Origin of the sequence: Massilia varians (assembly GCF_027923905.1) — a bacterium.
Taxonomy (GTDB): domain Bacteria; phylum Pseudomonadota; class Gammaproteobacteria; order Burkholderiales; family Burkholderiaceae_D; genus Telluria; species Telluria varians_B.
In genome coordinates this window covers 5223076-5238972 of sequence record NZ_AP026966.1, presented here as the reverse complement: position 1 = coordinate 5238972, position 15897 = coordinate 5223076, and the positions used below count along the sequence as shown (strand labels likewise).

The 15897-nt window shown below is 67.3% G+C and carries 12 protein-coding genes; 7 read left to right on the top strand and 5 right to left on the bottom strand.

Annotated elements, in window-relative coordinates; all coding sequences use genetic code 11:
- Positions 1-69: 69 nt before the first annotated feature.
- Positions 70-3267 carry a pectinesterase family protein gene (locus tag MasN3_RS23595; protein WP_281910682.1) on the bottom strand — a complete coding sequence of 1066 codons (3198 nt, stop codon included), beginning with the start codon at positions 3265-3267 and terminating at the stop codon, positions 70-72.
- Positions 3264-3980 carry a rhamnogalacturonan acetylesterase gene (locus MasN3_RS23590; protein WP_281910680.1) on the bottom strand — a complete coding sequence of 239 codons (717 nt, stop codon included), beginning with the start codon at positions 3978-3980 and terminating at the stop codon, positions 3264-3266. Before MasN3_RS23590 ends, MasN3_RS23595 begins: the two co-directional genes overlap by 4 nt.
- Positions 3981-4170: 190 nt before the next feature.
- On the opposite strand from MasN3_RS23590, the gene MasN3_RS23585 reads away from it, so the two are divergent.
- The 6 genes from MasN3_RS23585 to MasN3_RS23560 all read left to right on the top strand — a co-directional run bounded on the left by MasN3_RS23585 (position 4171) and on the right by MasN3_RS23560 (position 10961).
- Positions 4171-4899: a FadR/GntR family transcriptional regulator gene (locus tag MasN3_RS23585; protein WP_281910678.1), complete on the top strand. Its 729-nt coding sequence runs from the start codon at positions 4171-4173 to the stop codon at positions 4897-4899.
- A gap of 161 nt (positions 4900-5060) precedes the next feature.
- Positions 5061-5978 carry a 5-dehydro-4-deoxyglucarate dehydratase gene (gene kdgD / locus MasN3_RS23580; RefSeq protein ID WP_281910676.1) on the top strand — a complete coding sequence of 306 codons (918 nt, stop codon included), beginning with the start codon at positions 5061-5063 and terminating at the stop codon, positions 5976-5978.
- A 2-nt stretch (positions 5979-5980) separates the two neighbouring features.
- The gene (locus MasN3_RS23575; RefSeq protein ID WP_281910673.1) at positions 5981-7561 is read left to right on the top strand and encodes an aldehyde dehydrogenase (NADP(+)); all 1581 of its coding nucleotides are present in this window, start codon (positions 5981-5983) and stop codon (positions 7559-7561) included.
- 115 nt (positions 7562-7676) lie between these two features.
- Positions 7677-9086: an MFS transporter gene (locus MasN3_RS23570; protein WP_281910670.1), complete on the top strand. Its 1410-nt coding sequence runs from the start codon at positions 7677-7679 to the stop codon at positions 9084-9086.
- Between the two features lie 8 nt (positions 9087-9094).
- Positions 9095-9982: an SMP-30/gluconolactonase/LRE family protein gene (locus MasN3_RS23565; RefSeq protein WP_281914584.1), complete on the top strand. Its 888-nt coding sequence runs from the start codon at positions 9095-9097 to the stop codon at positions 9980-9982.
- Between the two features lie 58 nt (positions 9983-10040).
- Entirely contained in the window at positions 10041-10961 is a 921-nt protein-coding gene (locus MasN3_RS23560; RefSeq protein ID WP_281910668.1) for a cupin-like domain-containing protein, read from the top strand.
- Here MasN3_RS23560 and MasN3_RS23555 read toward each other — a convergent pair.
- The 3 genes from MasN3_RS23555 to MasN3_RS23545 form a co-directional block, all read right to left on the bottom strand.
- Complete coding sequence (locus tag MasN3_RS23555; RefSeq protein ID WP_281910666.1) at positions 10933-13032, bottom strand: putative bifunctional diguanylate cyclase/phosphodiesterase; 2100 nt, start codon at positions 13030-13032, stop codon at positions 10933-10935. The two genes, MasN3_RS23560 and MasN3_RS23555, sit on opposite strands and share 29 nt — an antisense overlap.
- A gap of 174 nt (positions 13033-13206) precedes the next feature.
- Complete coding sequence (locus MasN3_RS23550) at positions 13207-14400, bottom strand: acyl-CoA dehydrogenase (protein ID WP_027865478.1); 1194 nt, start codon at positions 14398-14400, stop codon at positions 13207-13209.
- Positions 14401-14571: 171 nt separating this feature from the next.
- Entirely contained in the window at positions 14572-15078 is a 507-nt protein-coding gene (locus MasN3_RS23545) for a flavin reductase family protein (protein WP_281910664.1), read from the bottom strand.
- Positions 15079-15202: 124 nt separating this feature from the next.
- On the opposite strand from MasN3_RS23545, the gene msrA reads away from it, so the two are divergent.
- Positions 15203-15742 carry a peptide-methionine (S)-S-oxide reductase MsrA gene (gene msrA / locus MasN3_RS23540; protein ID WP_281910663.1) on the top strand — a complete coding sequence of 180 codons (540 nt, stop codon included), beginning with the start codon at positions 15203-15205 and terminating at the stop codon, positions 15740-15742.
- The last annotated feature ends 155 nt before the right edge of the window (positions 15743-15897 follow it).

Below are 15897 nucleotides of genomic sequence, written 5' to 3'. Positions count from 1 at the left end.
TACATCTGTAAACGGCACTGTCAAGCGCTGCGCGCGCGTTGATGCGGCCGGGATGAGCGCGTTATGTCATCAAGGCTGGGGATGCCAGCCGCGCCCCGCGAAGACCGCGGCGCGCGTCGACAGGCGCTCGGCCTGCGCCCGGTCCATCTGGTCGCCGCCGTAGTTGCGCGGCTGCTCGTCGTGCGCGCGGTTGCCGTATTCGCGCCAGCCGCCCTCCAGGGGATTCGGCAGCGGCTTGCGATACCAGGCATCCGCGGCGATGTGCGGCCCGACGCTGCACTCGATGAAGGCCACGTTGTCCCAGGTGTTGGCGGTGCCGGGCGAGCGCGCGAAATAGGTGGCGCCATCGGGCGGCAGGTTGCCCGCCGGGCCGGGGCCGCGCGTCAGGCGCGAACGCAGGAACACGAAGCCCGGGTCGTCCCTGCCCACTGTGCGCGCCTGCACGATGTAGCCGCCGCTTTGCGGGTTGGCGCTGTCGCCGACGGTGCGCAATTCGCTCTCTTCGAACAGGGCGGCGCGGTTGTTCCCCCACACGAAGTCGACGTTGCCTTCGATGAGCGACTTGTAGAACCAGGCGTAGCCGTGCAGCTGCAGCGTGTCCTGCTCGCTCACGAAGTGCGCATTGCGCGCGATCAGGCGGCCATTTTCGCTCCTGAAGAACAGCGTTTCGGCCTGGGCCGAATGGCCGTCGCTGCGGCGGGTGCTGTTGTGCAGGGCAATGTCGCGGATTTCCAGCAAGTCGACATCCTGGGCCAGGAACTGGGCGCGACCGCCATCGATGCCGGCCGTTCCCTCAGGCTGACCGCTGCCCGAACCCGGATTGCGGGTTTCGCTGTTGGCGGCGCGGATGATGCTCGCTTCACGACTCTGGCCGCGCAGCATGACGTTGTCCTTGTCGACCAGGTAGAGCAGCTCGGGATAGACCCCGTCGCGCACGTTCACCGTGACCGCCTTGTCGCGCGGCAGCGTCATGGCGTAATCGAGCGCGCCCTGCACGGTGCGGAAGTCGGCGCGTCCGCGCGCGTCGACCGTCACGCTGTCGCCCACCGGCTGATAAGGGGTGGTGCGGAAGGACCAGCGCGCGCCCTGGAAGCCCTTGGCGCGCACCAGGCGGGCGTCGATCACCGCCTCGTACTCGAGGCCGCGTTCGAGCAGTTGCGGCATGCGCACGCGCAGCTCCTTGCCCTGCACCGTGAGCGGATGCATGCGCACCAGGCGCTCGCGTCCTTGCGGCGCCAGCGCAACGACGGTTTCGCCCGGGCGGATGACCGCGACCAGGGCCTGGTCGCGCTTGCGGTAGACCCGCACGCTGCCTTCGCCGGTGAGCACCGGTTCGTCGGCGAAGACCAGGCGCAGCGACGTGTCGGGCGGAACACCGCGTTCGCCATGCGCCGGGTGGGCGACGGCGCCGGCAGGCAGGGTGTTGCCGGCCGGCGCGGCGAAGGCTGCGCCCACGTCGACCGTGAACACGGCCTGCGCCCATGGATCGTCGAGGCTGCGCACCGTCACCGTGGTGCGCCCGGCCGCCTGCGGCGCCAGGCGCAGGGCGCCGCCGGCGGCGCCGGCATCGACGATGCGCGGATCGGCGGAGACCGCGGCGATACGCGCATTTCCACCGGCGCCGCCGACCCGGACGGTCTGCGGCGTGTCGCCGGCCTGCAGCGCGATGCGGTCGGCGCCGACGTGCACGGTTACGCGCTCGGGCGGCGTGCCGGCAGGGCCGCCGCGCAGGTCGAGCAGGGTATTCGCGCCGGCTTCCCAGCTGACCGGTCGCAGCGCGGGGAAGGGCGGCGCCACCAGCCAGGTGGCGCGGTCGCCGTCCACCGAGACGTTCAGCACATTGTCCTGCGCTCCAGGCTCGGCCGCATAGCGCAGCACCACCGGCACCCCCGGCAGCGAAGCGTTGCGGCGCACCTGCTTGATGCGCTTGACCTCGCCGCCGCGCGACTCCAGCAGCTCCACGATCCAGACCTTGCGGTCCTCGCTCAGCTGAAGGCTGGCGCCCTGCCAGTCGCCGTTCGCGTCCTGGCGGGCGCGCAGCAGGAAGGTACTGCCCGCGACCGGAACGAAGCGCGCCTCGGCATAGCCGTCCGCCGCATCCTGCAGGGGCCGCGGGCCGGCCTGCTCGCGCACGTGGCGCGCTACCTCGCTTGCGGGCAGCGCCGTATAGCGGTAGGGCACGCGCCAGCGGGCATCGGCGCCGAACGGGCATTCCGACAGAGGCTTGCCGTTCAGCAGGGAGCCGCTGTCGGCAAACAGGCCGGGGCTGGAGGCCGGGTCGCGCACGATCTGCCTGCAGCTCGTGGCGCCGGCGACGTCGAAGGCATTGGCATCCGAGATGATGCGCGCGGCGTGGGCGGCGCCGACACTGTAGCCGTGGCGGTACGCCGGGCGCTGGCGGTCGCCGACATAGTAGTTGTTCAGCAGGTGCACCTGGCCGTAGCGCACCCGCGGGGCGCGCTCGGCCACGTGCTCGAACAGGTTGCCTTTCAGGGTCACCCGCAGCTTGCCGGCGTCGGCGGTGGCGCCATCGCCCGCACCGATCAGCATGTTCTTTTCGTGCTCGGCGAAGTGGTTGTAGGTGACGCTGACGAAGTCGGAACCGCGCGTGATGTCGACCGCGCCATCGTGGCACTGCTTGATCTTGCCGTTCTCGACCGGCTGCCTGTCGTCGGTCTGCGGCGCGTCGGTGAAGCTGTTATGGTCGATCCAGACGTGATGCGAGCCGGAGACGCTGATGCCGTCGAACTGGGAATTCCAGTTGCCCTTGCTGCCGTCGTGCGGATCCCAGACCGGGCCGACGTCGCAGGGGTTGCGGATGGCGAGGTTGCGGATCACGACCTGTTCGACGTTCGCGACGACCAGGCTGCCGTGCACGAAGCCGGCGCCAGGCGTTACGCCGATCAGGGTGGTGTGCGACGGAATGCGCACGATGCCGCGCTGCGCCTGGTCGGCGGTGCTCCGGAACGGACGCCCCTCGCTCATGTCGATGCTCGCCGCCACGCGCACGATGCGCGCCGGCGCGGTGGCGCCCAGGGCCGCCAGCAGCTGGGCGCGGTCGCGCACGGTGTAGACATGGGCGGGACTGGCCAGGGCGCCGCCGCGGGTGCCGCCTTCTTGCGCGGCCCAGCCGTCGAAGGGCGCATGCTGGCGCTCGGCCGCCGGAACCGGCACGGCGGCCGTCGTCGGCCGGAATGGAGGCGGCGTGAGCGGCGCCGCCACGGCGCCGGCCGCGGCCAGCGCGATCAGGGCGAGCGGCGCCTTCACCGTGCGCCCCGCATGGATGCGGACAGCGCCGGCAGCGTGCGCGCCAGTTCCCTGGCCACGATGCCGGAGAAGCGTTCCGCGCCGAGCGGACCGAGGTGGGTATAGTCGAAGTTGGCGCCGGTCCGCGCCAGCTTGTCCGCTTCCTGCGATCCCATCTCCTGCACGGCCGCCAGCGACAGCGCGTTCAGGTCGACCAGCGGCGTATGGGTGGCGCGCGCGATGCCGCGCACGGTGGCGGCCCAGGGCGCCAGGTCGTTGTGCACGTAGCCGTTCTTGAAGCTGCGCCGCGTCAGGGGCGTCACCAGCACCGGCTCGGCGCCAAGCGAACGGGCTTCTTCCACGTAGCGCTGCATGTTGGCGGGGAATTCTGTGACGTAGTCGGTGGAGCGCCCCGGTTTGCCCGGCTGGTCGTTATGGCCGAACTGGATCAGCACATAGGTCTTGCGAAAGCCCTCGCCCTGGCGCAGCAGATCCATCACCTCGTCCCAGCGTTTCTCGGCCCGGAAGCTGCCCGAGCTGCGCCCGCCGCGCGCCAGGTTGTGGCAGGCGGTCTCCGGCGTGAAGCGGGCGCACAGGGCGTCGCCATAGCCGGTGGTGCTGGCCATGGTGGAGTCGCCGACCAGGATCACGCGGTCGGGCAGGGCGGCGGCGTTGGCGCAGGTGGCGAACAGCAGGGAAAGGATGCAGGCGAGGGAACGGGCAGGACGTGACATGGGGGCGGACTCCTAAAGGTTCGCCAGATTTTATTTTGGCCTGACCAATTTATCAAGCGGTCAGTCCGGACGGAGAGGCATATCCGCTGTAGCGCAGTCGATACAGTGAATTTAAGACGTCTTGTCATAAGATGTCATACAACTTAGCGTGATATATAATGATCTTCTCTCATTCCACCTTATTCACACCATGATTCCCACCCAGCGCAAGCCGCGCAACCTCGCACAGGGCGTCGTCGAACAGATCAGCAGCAGCATCCGCCAGGGCATCCTCAAGCCCGGCGAGAAGCTGCCGACCGAGTCGTCGATGATGGCGCAGCATGGCGTGAGCCGCACCGTGGTGCGCGAGGCGATCTCGCACCTGCAGGCTTCCGGGCTGGTGCAGACGCGCCACGGCATCGGCACCTTCGTGCTGGAACGCCCGCAGGCCGGCCTGGGCATCGATGCCGAAAGCATCCTGACCCTGCGCGACGTGCTGTCGATCCTGGAACTGCGCATCGGTGTCGAAACCGAAACGGCCGGCCTGGCCGCGGCGCGCCGCACCGACGAGCAGGTGCAGGAGCTGGGCGCGGCCCTGGCCGAGATGCATGCAGCGATGGCGGCCGGCAGGTCGGCGGTGGACGCCGACAAGCGCTTCCACCTGCTCATCGCGCAGGCCACCGGCAACCGCTATTTCGAGGACATCCTCACCCAGCTCGGCAACGCGATCATTCCACGCGCGCGCCTGAACACGGTGGAGCTGGAGCAGGACAAGCCGGCCAACTTCAACGAGCGCGTCGGCCGCGAACACGAAGACATCTTCCACGCGATCGAACGCCGCGATCCGGAGGCCGCACGCGCGGCCATGCGCACCCACCTGTCCAACAGCCGCGAACGGCTGGTGCAGGCGCAGCGCCGGATCGAATCCATGATCAATTAAGGACACCTGAGCATCCTCTTGCGTCGAGGATGTTGTAGGCGCCTTGAAAAAGGCGCATTTAAAGCTTGCAGGGTCATGCTTTAGGTTGTACGATGACATACAACTTAACGCAGTAAGTTTGATCACCCCCGTATTCACAACACTGTCCTGGAGACTCCGCAATGCAAGCACTCGAATTACAAAAAGTCCTGTCGCACGGCCTGCTGTCCTTCCCGATCACCGACTTCGACGCCAACGGCGACTTCAACCAGGCCGGCTACCGCTCCCGCCTCGAGTGGCTGGCGCCGTACGGCGCGAGCGCGCTGTTCGCCGCCGGCGGCACCGGCGAATACTTCTCGCTGCACGGCGAAGAGTACGGCCAGATCGTCAAGACCGCGGTCGACACCTGCGCCGGCACCGGCGTCGCGATCCTGGCCGGCTGCGGCGGCCCGATCCGCGCCGCCATCGCCCACGCACAGGAAGCCGAGCGCCAGGGCGCCCAGGGCCTGCTGCTGCTGCCGCATTACCTGACCGAAGCCAGCCAGGACGGCCTGATCGCCCACGTCGAAGCGGTGTGCCGCTCGGTGAAGATCGGCGTCGTGGTCTACAACCGCGCCGCCTGCCGCCTGACCGCGGACTCGCTGGCCAAGCTGGCCGACCGCTGCCCGAACCTGATCGGCTTCAAGGACGGCATCGGCGACATCGAGCTGATGGTCTCGATCTACCGCAAGATGGGCGACCGCTTCAGCTACCTGGGTGGCCTGCCGACCGCCGAAGTGTATGCCGGCGCCTACAAGGCACTGGGCACTCCGGTGTACTCGTCGGCCGTGTTCAACTTCGTGCCGCAACTGGCGATGGACTTCTACCACGCCACTGCCGCCGGCGACACCGCCACCACCAACCGCCTGCTGGACGAGTTCTTCCTGCCGTACCTGGAGATCCGCAACCGCAAGGCCGGCTACGCCGTCAGCATCGTCAAGGCTGGTGCGCGCCTGGTGGGCCACGGCGCCGGTCCGGTGCGTCCGCCGCTGACCGACCTGACCCCGGAAGAAGACGAGATGCTCCTGGCCCTGATCAAGAAACAAAAGAACCCGGTGTAAGCATGCAGATCACTGGTGAAATGATCATCGGCAGCCAGCTCGTCCGCGGCAGCGCGGGCGAGGTGAAAGCCTACAACCCGTCCACCCGCGGCGAGTTCGAGCCTGGCTTCGGCCAGGCGTCGGGCGCCGACGTGGAACGCGCCTGCGAACTCGCTGCCCAAGCCTTCGACCCGTATCGCTCGCTGCCGCTGGAGCAACGCGCACGCTTCCTGGAAGCGGTCGCGGAACAGATCCTGGCCATCGGTCCGGTTCTGATCGAACGCGCCCAGCAGGAAACCGGCCTGCCGCAAGCCCGCCTGGAAGGCGAGCGCATGCGCACCGTGAACCAGCTGCGCCTGTTCGCGAAAGTGGTGCGCGACGGCCGCTTCATCGGCGCGACGATCGACACCGCGCTGCCGGAACGCACGCCGCCGCGTCCCGACCTGCGCCTGGCCAGGATCGGCCTCGGCCCGGTCGTGGTCTTCGGCGCCAGTAATTTCCCGCTGGCCTTCTCGGTCGCGGGCGGCGACACCGCCTCAAGCCTGGCGGCAGGCTGCCCGGTCATCGTGAAAGCCCACGGCGCCCACCTCGGCACCTCGGAGCTGGTCGGCCGCGCCGTCCAGCGCGCCGCGATCGAGTGCGGCATGCCGGAAGGCGTGTTCTCGATGATCTTCGGCGACGGCCGCACCATCGGCCAGCAGCTGGTCAGCCACCCGGCCATCAAGGCGGTCGGCTTCACCGGCTCGCGTGGCGGTGGCACCGCGCTGATGCGCACCGCGGCCGCTCGTCCGGAGCCGATCCCGGTGTATGCCGAGATGAGCAGCGTGAACCCGGTGTTCCTGTTGCCGGCAGCGCTGGAAGAGGGCGGTTCGGTTCTGGCGAACGGCTTCGTCGACTCGCTGACCCTGGGCGTCGGCCAGTTCTGCACCAACCCTGGCCTGGTGTTCGCGGTCAAGGGCGCGGCGCTGGACGCCTTCACCGCGGCGGCCACCACGGCGCTGGCGGCCAAGGGCGCGGGCACCATGCTCACCGCCGGGATCCATGACGCCTATAACAGCGGCATCGCGCGCTTTGGCGCCACCTCGGGCGTGCGCCTGGTGGCCCAGGGCGGTCTTGACGGCATCGGCTGCGCTGCCCAGGCTGCGCTGTACGAGGTAGATGCTGCGGACTTCATCGGCAACCCGGAGCTGCAGGACGAAATCTTTGGCCCGGCCGCGCTGGTGGTGCGTTTCGACAGCGCCGAGCAGATGCTGCAGGCGGCCGAGCAGCTGCACGGCCAGCTGACCGCGACCGTGCACGTCGCACCAAGCGATCATGCGCTGGCAGCGCGCCTGCTGCCGGTCCTGGAACGCAAGGCGGGCCGGGTGCTGTTCAACGGCTTCCCGACCGGCGTCGAAGTGTCGCACGCGATGGTCCACGGCGGCCCGTTCCCGGCCACCAGCGACAGCCGCACGACCTCGGTGGGCGCGAGCGCGATCGACCGCTTCCTGCGGCCGGTGTGCTACCAGAACGTGCCGGAGGGCTTGCTGCCGGAAGCGCTTCGAGACGACAATCCACTGCGCCTTGCGCGCGTGCTGGACGGAGACTTGAAAGTCGCAGAGTAATGTGAGGGGGTGCAAGGTTCGACTTTGCGCCCCCTTTTCGACCGATCGATGTACCAGCCGGAGGAGACGCCGGCTGTTTCGTTTGAAAAGAACTGATCCCATGAATCAGCAAGTCATGAGCGCAAATGCGAAGCAGGGCGCGGAGCAGGTCCCGGGGCTCACCTCGACGGTGGGCAAGTATCGCTGGACGATCTGTGCGCTGCTGTTCTTCGCCACCACCATCAACTACCTCGACCGCCAGGTCCTCAGCCTGCTGGCCCCGCTGCTTACCAAGGAATTCGGCTGGTCGAACACCGACTACGCCAACATCACGGCGGTCTTCCAGTTCGTCTACGCCATCTCGATGCTGTTCGCCGGCCGCGTGATCGACCGTCTCGGCACCAAGCGCGCCTTCGTCCTCGCCATCGTGGTCTGGTCGATCGGGGCCGTCGCGCACGCCTACGCCATCGGCATCGGCAACGCGGTCAACAGCGTGTTCACCACCCTCGGCCTGGCCGCGGTGCCGGTCTCGATCGTCGGCTTCATGGTGGGCCGCGCGGTGCTGGCAATCGGCGAGGCGGGCAACTTCCCGGCCGCGATCAAGGCCACCGCGGAGTACTTCCCCAAGCGCGAGCGCTCCTTCGCCACCGGCATCTTCAACTCCGGCGCCAACGTCGGCGCGATCCTGGCGCCCTTGACCGTACCCCTGATCGCCGAGTACTGGGGCTGGCAGGCCGCCTTCATCGCGGTCGGCGCCATCGGCTTCATCTGGATGGGCATCTGGATCTGGCTGTACGACACCCCGGATCGCCAGAAGCGCCTCAGCGCCGGCGAACTGGCCTACATCAACAGCGACAGTTCGCCCGCGGACGCGAATCCGGCCGCGGCGGCGGCCAAGCCGAAGGCATCGTGGTTCAAGCTGCTCGCCTACCGCCAGACCTGGGCTTTCGCCTTCGGCAAGTTCATGACCGACGGCGTGTGGTGGTTCTTCCTGTTCTGGCTGCCGAAGTACATGTCGGCGCAGTATGGCCTGACCGGTCCGGAGATGGTCCTGCCGCTCGCGGTCCTGTACAGCATGACCATGGTGGGCAGTATCGGCGGCGGCTGGCTGCCGACCTGGTTCATCGACCGCGGCCACAGCATCTACCAGGGCCGCATGCGCGCCATGTTCACCATCGCCCTGTTCCCGCTGGTGGTGCTGCTGGCCCAGCCGCTCGGTTACCTGGGCTTCTGGATCCCGGTGATCCTGATCGGCATCGGCGCCTCGGCGCACCAGGCGTGGTCGGCCAACCTGTTCACCACCGTCTCCGACATGTTCCCGAAGCACAGCGTCGGTTCGGTGGTCGGCATCGGCGGCATGGCCGGCGGCCTGGGCGGCGTGTTGCTCACCAAGCTGGGCGGCTGGCTGTTCGACTACTACGGCGCACTGGGTCACCTGGAAACCGGCTACCTGATCATGTTCTCGATCTGCGCGCTGGCCTACCTGACGGCCTGGGTGGTGATGAAGGCCCTGGTGCCGGCGCACCGCGAGATCACCGACCTGTAATGGCAGGCATGGAGATCGTGCGTATCGAAGGCGTGCATTGCGCCACCGGCGAAAGCCCCACCTGGAACGCGGAAGAAGCTGCGTGGTACTGGGTGGACATCCCCGCGCGCCGTGTCTGGCGCATGGACCACGCCAGCGGCGCGCTGCGCCACTGGGAAGCGCCCGAGATGGTGGCCTGCGTCGCCTGCGCCGTCGATGGCAGCCTGGTGGCCGGCATGGAAACCGGCATCCATCGCCTGGTCCTGGGCGAGGACGGCAAGGCCGGGGCCACGCGCCTGGCCGCGCCGCCCGCGCCTGAGCTGGGCGAGGGCATGCGCTTCAACGACGGGCGCTGCGACCGCCAGGGCCGTTTCTGGAGCGGCACCATGTTCATGGACATGGGCGCGGCGCGCGCGGTCGGCGGCTTGTACCGCTACAGCGCGGACGAGGGCCTGCACGGCCCGGTGGTGAGCGGCCTGCTCACGCAGAACGGCCTGGCCTGGTCGCCCGACGGGCGCACCATGTACCTGTCGGATTCGCATCCGCAGCGCCGCACCGTGTGGGCCTTCGACTACGACATCGAGCAGGGCATCCCGCACAACAAGCGGGTCTTCCTCGACCTGAACGGGCAGAAGGGCCGTCCGGACGGCGCCGCGGTCGATCTTGATGGCTGCTACTGGACCTGCGCCAACGACGGCGGCCTGGTGCAGCGCTTCACGCCGGATGGCAAGCTGGATCGCGAGATCGCGCTGCCGATGGCCAAGCCCTCGATGTGCGCTTTCGGCGGACCGCAGCTCGATACCCTGCTGGTGACCTCGATCGACCCGGGCACGGGCGGCGACGCCGGCTCGGTCGTGCTGCTGCGCCCGGGTGTCACCGGCGTGGCCGAAACGCCTTTCGCCACGTCGCGCGCCTGATTCGACTTTTCAGCCTCCACACGATAAGCTGTGCGGTCGTGTGGAGTGCTGAAGACGTATGCAGGATAGAAGAGAACCGAAGGACCCGCTGCCACCGCTGCCGACGCTGGCGGCGACGCCGGAAGACGCGGCAGCCAGGAAGCGCGCGCAGGAAGAGCGCGACGCGGCGGTACGCGGCGTCGTCTCGATCGCGGCGATGCGCCAGGCCGTCAAGGACCATGCGCGCGGCCTGCCGATCCTGTCCGAAGTACCGCGCCTCAAGCGGCTGGATGCGCAAGCCTTCGCCGCGCGCGCCGCGCAGGGCCTGCCCTTCATCATGACCGGCCTGGTCGATCGCTGGCCCCTGTGCAGCCTCGCCCCGCGCGAGCTGCGCGAGCGGTACGGCGAGCTGCCGGTGCGCGCCCGCGTCGGCGACTACATCCGCCAGCCCTTCCGCGCCGACCGCCCGATGCGCGACATGTCTCTGCGCGACTACCTCGACCTGGAACCGGAGCGCCTCCGCGGCGCCGGCGAGCCGCCGCCCTATGTCGGCAACCTGGAACTGCGCGAGCTGAACCGCCTGTGCCACTGGCCGGCTTACTTTCGCAAGATGGGACCGCCCCGGTTCTGGCTCGGCCCGGTCGGCACGATGACGCCCCTGCATTGCGACTTCGACGACAACATCTTCGCCCAGGTCTGGGGCCGCAAGCGCATCTTCCTGGCGCCGCCCCACCACGACGCGCTTCTGTATGCGAACGAAGCCAATCCGGTCCTGTTCGGTTCACCCGTCGACCCGGAGGCGCCGGACTTCGACGCGTATCCGCTGGCGCGCCAGGCGGCCACGGTCGCGTGCACCGTCGCGCCGGGCGAGCTGCTGTACGTGCCGGCCGGCTGGTTCCACCAGGTGCGGGCGCTGGAATTCTCCTTGTCCTCGAACCGCTGGGCGCGCGGCGTGCCGCTGGCGCTCGGGCTTAATGCACCGTGCGCGCGTACTGCGTGAAATGCTCGGCGCTGAGCGCGTGCTGGTACAGGAAGCCCTGGTAGATGTAGCAGCCGGCGTCCGATAAAAACTGGCGCTGGCCCGGCGTCTCGACGCCTTCGGCGATCACCTGCAGGCCCAGGCTCTCGCCCAGCGCGATGATCGAGCGGACGATCGACGCGTCGTTCTGGTCGGTGAGCACGTCGCGCATGAAGGACTGGTCGATCTTGAGCTGGTCGAGCGGCAGCTTGCGCAGGTAGGCCAGCGACGAGTAGCCGGTGCCGAAGTCGTCGAGCGAGAAGCTGATGCCGCGCTGCTTGAGGGTGGCCATGGTGTGCGCGGTGTGGGTGAAGTCGCTCACCACCAGGCTTTCGGTCAGCTCGAGCTTGAGGCTGGAGGGCTGCACCCCGGTCTCTTCGAACACCTGCTGCAGCATCGGCACGAAATCCGGCTCGATGAACTGGCCGGCGCTGACGTTGACCGACATGGTCAGCCCGGCGGTGTCGGGATAGCGCTGCCAGCGCGCCAGTTCGGCGCAGGCGGTGCGCAGCACCCAGCGTCCGATGTCGATGATCAGGCCGCTCTCTTCGGCAGCCTGGATGAACTCGGCCGGATACAGCAGCCGGCCGTCCGGCAGGCGCCAGCGCATCAGCGCTTCGGCGCCGATCACGCGGCTGCTGCGGTCCAGCTGCGGCTGGTAATGCAGCACGAACTCCTCGTCGCGCAGCGCGCGCCGCATCGCGCCTTCCAGCTCGGCCCTGGCCGACCACGCCGCCTGCACCGCCGGATCGTGGAAGCGGTAGGTGTTGCGTCCGCAGGCCTTGGCCTGGTACATCGCGGCATCGGCCTGGCGCAGGGTCGATTCGACCGTGTCGACGGTGCCGCACAGGGTGGTCACGCCGACGCTGACCGAGAGCGAATACATCATGTCGGCCAGCTGGAAGGGCGCCGCCATCGCGGCCACCACCTTGCCGGCCACCGTTTCGGCCTGGGCCGCCGCGCCCTCGCGCGTGTCTTCCACCGGCTGGATCAGGATCACGAATTCGTCGCCGCCCAGGCGCGCCACCATGTCGGCTTCGCGCACGCAGTGCTCGAGGCGGCGCGCTACCGCCTGCAGCAGCATGTCGCCGGCAGCGTGGCCCTGCGAGTCGTTCAGGTACTTGAAGTTGTCGAGGTCGCAGAACATCAGGGCGCCGCACTTGCGCGTGCGCGCGCTGCCCAGCAGGGCGCGGCGCAGGTGGTCGAGCAGGCTGGCGCGGTTGGGCAGGTCGGTCAGCGGGTCGAAGAAGGCAAGATGGTAGATCTTCGCTTCATTGTGCTTGCGCTCGCTGATGTCGGTGCTGATCACCAGGATCTTCTGCTGCGCGCCCGACTCGCGGTCGGTGGTCATCAGCGTCCAGCGGGTGTCGGTCTCGATGCAGGCGCCGTCGCGGCGCAGGTGCGACAGCTCGCCGGCCCACTCGCCGTTGGCGAGGGTGTTCTCATAGGCCGCATGGTAGGCCGGCAGGTTCTCGCACAGCAGCTCGGAAAACTTCTTGCCGCGCGCTTCAAGGGCGCTCCAGCCGTAGAGCCGTTCGGCGCCATTGTTCCAGTAGGTGATGCGCGAATTCAGGTCCATCGCGATGATCGCATCGCGCGCCTGCTGCAGGTAGGACGCCTGTTCCTGCACCAGCAGGCTTGCATTGCGCAGTTCCGTGTAGTCGAACATGAAGCCTTCAAGAATCTTGCCGCGACCTCGAGGCGGAGCTGCTCCTTGTTCATAGACCCATCGGGTTTCGCCGTTGGCGCAGCGGATGCGGTAGGTCAGCTTGAAAGAGCGTTCCTGCTGCAGCGCGAGGGCAACGCTGCGTTCGGTACTGGCACGGTCTTCAGGATGGATGAGGCTGGCGAAATTCATACCTGAGCGCGCCAGGAATGCGGCTGCAGGATAGCCGGTCAACTTTTCGACGCCGGCGCTGATGAACTCCATCGTCCAGTTGGCATCGTAGCGACAGCGGTAGGCGACTCCAGGTAAGTTTTGGAGCAGTAGCTCGAGCGACAACGTCTGTGCGTCGCCAGGAGCGGGCAATTGCGGTCCGTCAAGGGCGCTCATCCAACCTCGCGAAATGGTCTGAGATACCGCTATTTTTAGTTATAAGAGTTAAGTAACTATCCTAACGCAAAACCGCGTTGTATTGACGCAGCACGATTGAAATTGGAAAAGTTTGTTGTACCAAAACCAGTGTTGCAGGGGAAGGCGCGCCGCGGGACGGCGCGCCTTGTTGGATCAGAACGCGGCGATGCCGGTCTGTGCGCGGCCGAGGATCAGCGCGTGGATGTCGTGGGTGCCCTCGTAGGTGTTGACCACTTCGAGGTTGACCATGTGGCGCACGATGCCGAACTCGTCCGAGATACCGTTGCCGCCCAGCATGTCACGTGCCGTACGGGCAATATCCAGTGCCTTGCCGCAGGAGTTGCGTTTCATGATCGAGGTGATCTCGACGGCAGCGGTGCCTTCGTCCTTCATGCGGCCCAGGCGCAGGCAGCCCTGCAGGCCGAGGGTGATTTCGGTCTGCATGTCGGCCAGCTTCTTCTGCACCAGCTGGTTGGCGGCGAGCGGCTTGCCGAATTGCTTGCGGTCCAGCACGTACTGGCGCGCGGTGTGCCAGCAGTCTTCGGCCGCACCCAGCGCGCCCCAGGCGATGCCGTAGCGGGCCGAGTTCAGGCAGGTGAACGGGCCCTTCAGGCCGCGCACGTCCGGGAAGGCGTTTTCTTCCGGGCAGAACACCTCGTCCATGACGATTTCGCCGGTGACCGAGGCGCGCAGGCCGAACTTGCCGTGGATCGCCGGCGCGGACAGGCCTTTCCAGCCCTTTTCCAGCACGAAGCCGCGGATCGCGCCTTCGTCGTCCTTGGCCCAGACCACGAACACGTCGGCGACCGGAGAGTTGGTGATCCACATCTTGGAGCCGCTCAGGCTATAGCCGCCCTCGACCTTGCGGGCGCGGGTGACCATCGAGGCCGGGTCGGAACCGTGGTTCGGCTCGGTCAGGCCGAAGCAGCCGATCCATTCGCCGGTGGCCAGTTTCGGCAGGTATTTCTGCTTGGTTTCCTCGTTGCCGAATTCGAAGATCGGCACCATCACCAGCGAGGACTGCACGCTCATCATCGAGCGGTAGCCGGAGTCGACGCGCTCGACTTCGCGCGCGATCAGGCCATACGAGACGTAGTTCAGGCCGGGGCCGCCGTATTGTTCCGGGATGGTCGGGCCGAGCAGGCCGAGTTCGCCCATTTCGCGGAAGATCGCGTTGTCCATGCGCTCGTGGCGGAAGGCCTCGAGGATGCGCGGCTTCAGCTTGTCCTGGCAGTAGCTCGCGGCAGCCTCGCGCACCATGCGTTCTTCGTCGGTGAGCTGGCTGTTCAGCAGCAGGGGGTCGTCCCAGTGGAAGGCGGCTTTGCGGGGCGAATCGGAATGGCTCATGGTAGTCCTGTCTCGATAGGGTTTTTTCTCACGAAAACGAAGCGCACACCCGTCCCTGGGCCGCGCCATAGCCTGACCATTATAGGAATGACGCAGCGCCGCATCTTTTGAATCTGCGACAGGCATTTTCATTTTTGCCCGATCGGCAATGACGGGCCGGCATTGCGCCGCTTATCCAGTATGGCCGAAGCGTCCGCCGTGGAACAGCAGCGCCGACTGCGGATGCACGGCGCATTCCTCGACTTCGCCCACGAAGATGACGTGGTCGCCTTCCGGATAGCGGCTGCGGTTGTGGCATTCGAACCAGGCCGAGACGCCTTTCAGGATCGGCAGGCCGGTGCGCGACAGTTCGTAGTCGACGCCGGTGAAGGGATCGTCGGTGCCGCGGCGCGAAAAGCGCAGCGCCAGGTCCTGCTGGCCCGCCGCCAGCACGTTGATGACGTAATGCGAGTTGCCGCTGAAGATGGGCATGCTGTTGGCGCCGGCGCCCAGGCTCCACAGGACGAGCGGAGGCTCGAGCGAGACCGAGTTGAAGGAACTGGCGGTCAGCCCGCGGAACGAGCCGTCGGCAAGGCGCGTGGTGATGACGGTGACGCCGGTGGCGAATTGCGACAGGGCATGGCGGAAATGCGCCGAATCGAAACCGCGTGCCGTGGCGCGGGGAGAGCGTGTATTCATTGGACCGCCATTATGCCACTGTCGGGCGCTCAGCCGGGTTTTGATCCCAAGCGCACTGCACGAAAGTGCGCTTTGCGTTACATTAAGATCTATCGAATCTGACGAAATAGCAAAGGTGGGTGCAATGAGCGAACACAGCGGGAGCGAGGTAGCCATCCTGGGCGGCGGATGCTTCTGGTGCCTGGAAGCGGTCTACCAGGAGGCGCGCGGCGTGACGCGCGTGGAATCGGGCTACATGGGCGGCCACGTCGACCAACCCAGCTACGAACAGGTGTGCGCCGGGACGACCGGCCATGCCGAGGTGGTGCGGCTCGAGTTCGATCCGGCGGTGATCAGCTACCGCGACATCCTCGAGATCTTCTTCACGATCCACGATCCGACCACGCCTGACCGCCAGGGCAATGATGTCGGTCCGCAATACCGCTCGGTGATCTTCACCACCTCGCCGGAGCAGGAGGCGACGGCGCGCAAGGTGATGGCCGAGATGGCGGCGGTGTGGGATGCGCCGATCGTGACCCAGCTGCTGCCGCAGGAGACCTGGTACAAGGCCGAGGACTACCACCAGAATTACTTCGCGCAGCATCCGCTGCAGGGCTACTGCGCCTTCGTGGTGGCGCCGAAGGTGGCGAAGTTCCGCAAGACTTTCACGGAGCGGCTCAAGTAGGGGTGATCTGGTCCAGTGGACCAGATCACGCTCTGCCGACCGCGCGTTCAACCAGCAACAGAATAGCCGCGCGGGCAGCAATGCCGTGATTTGAACGCGCGGCCGGCGGAGCGTGGTCCAGTCCACTGGACTGGACCACCCCTACGGTGTAACGG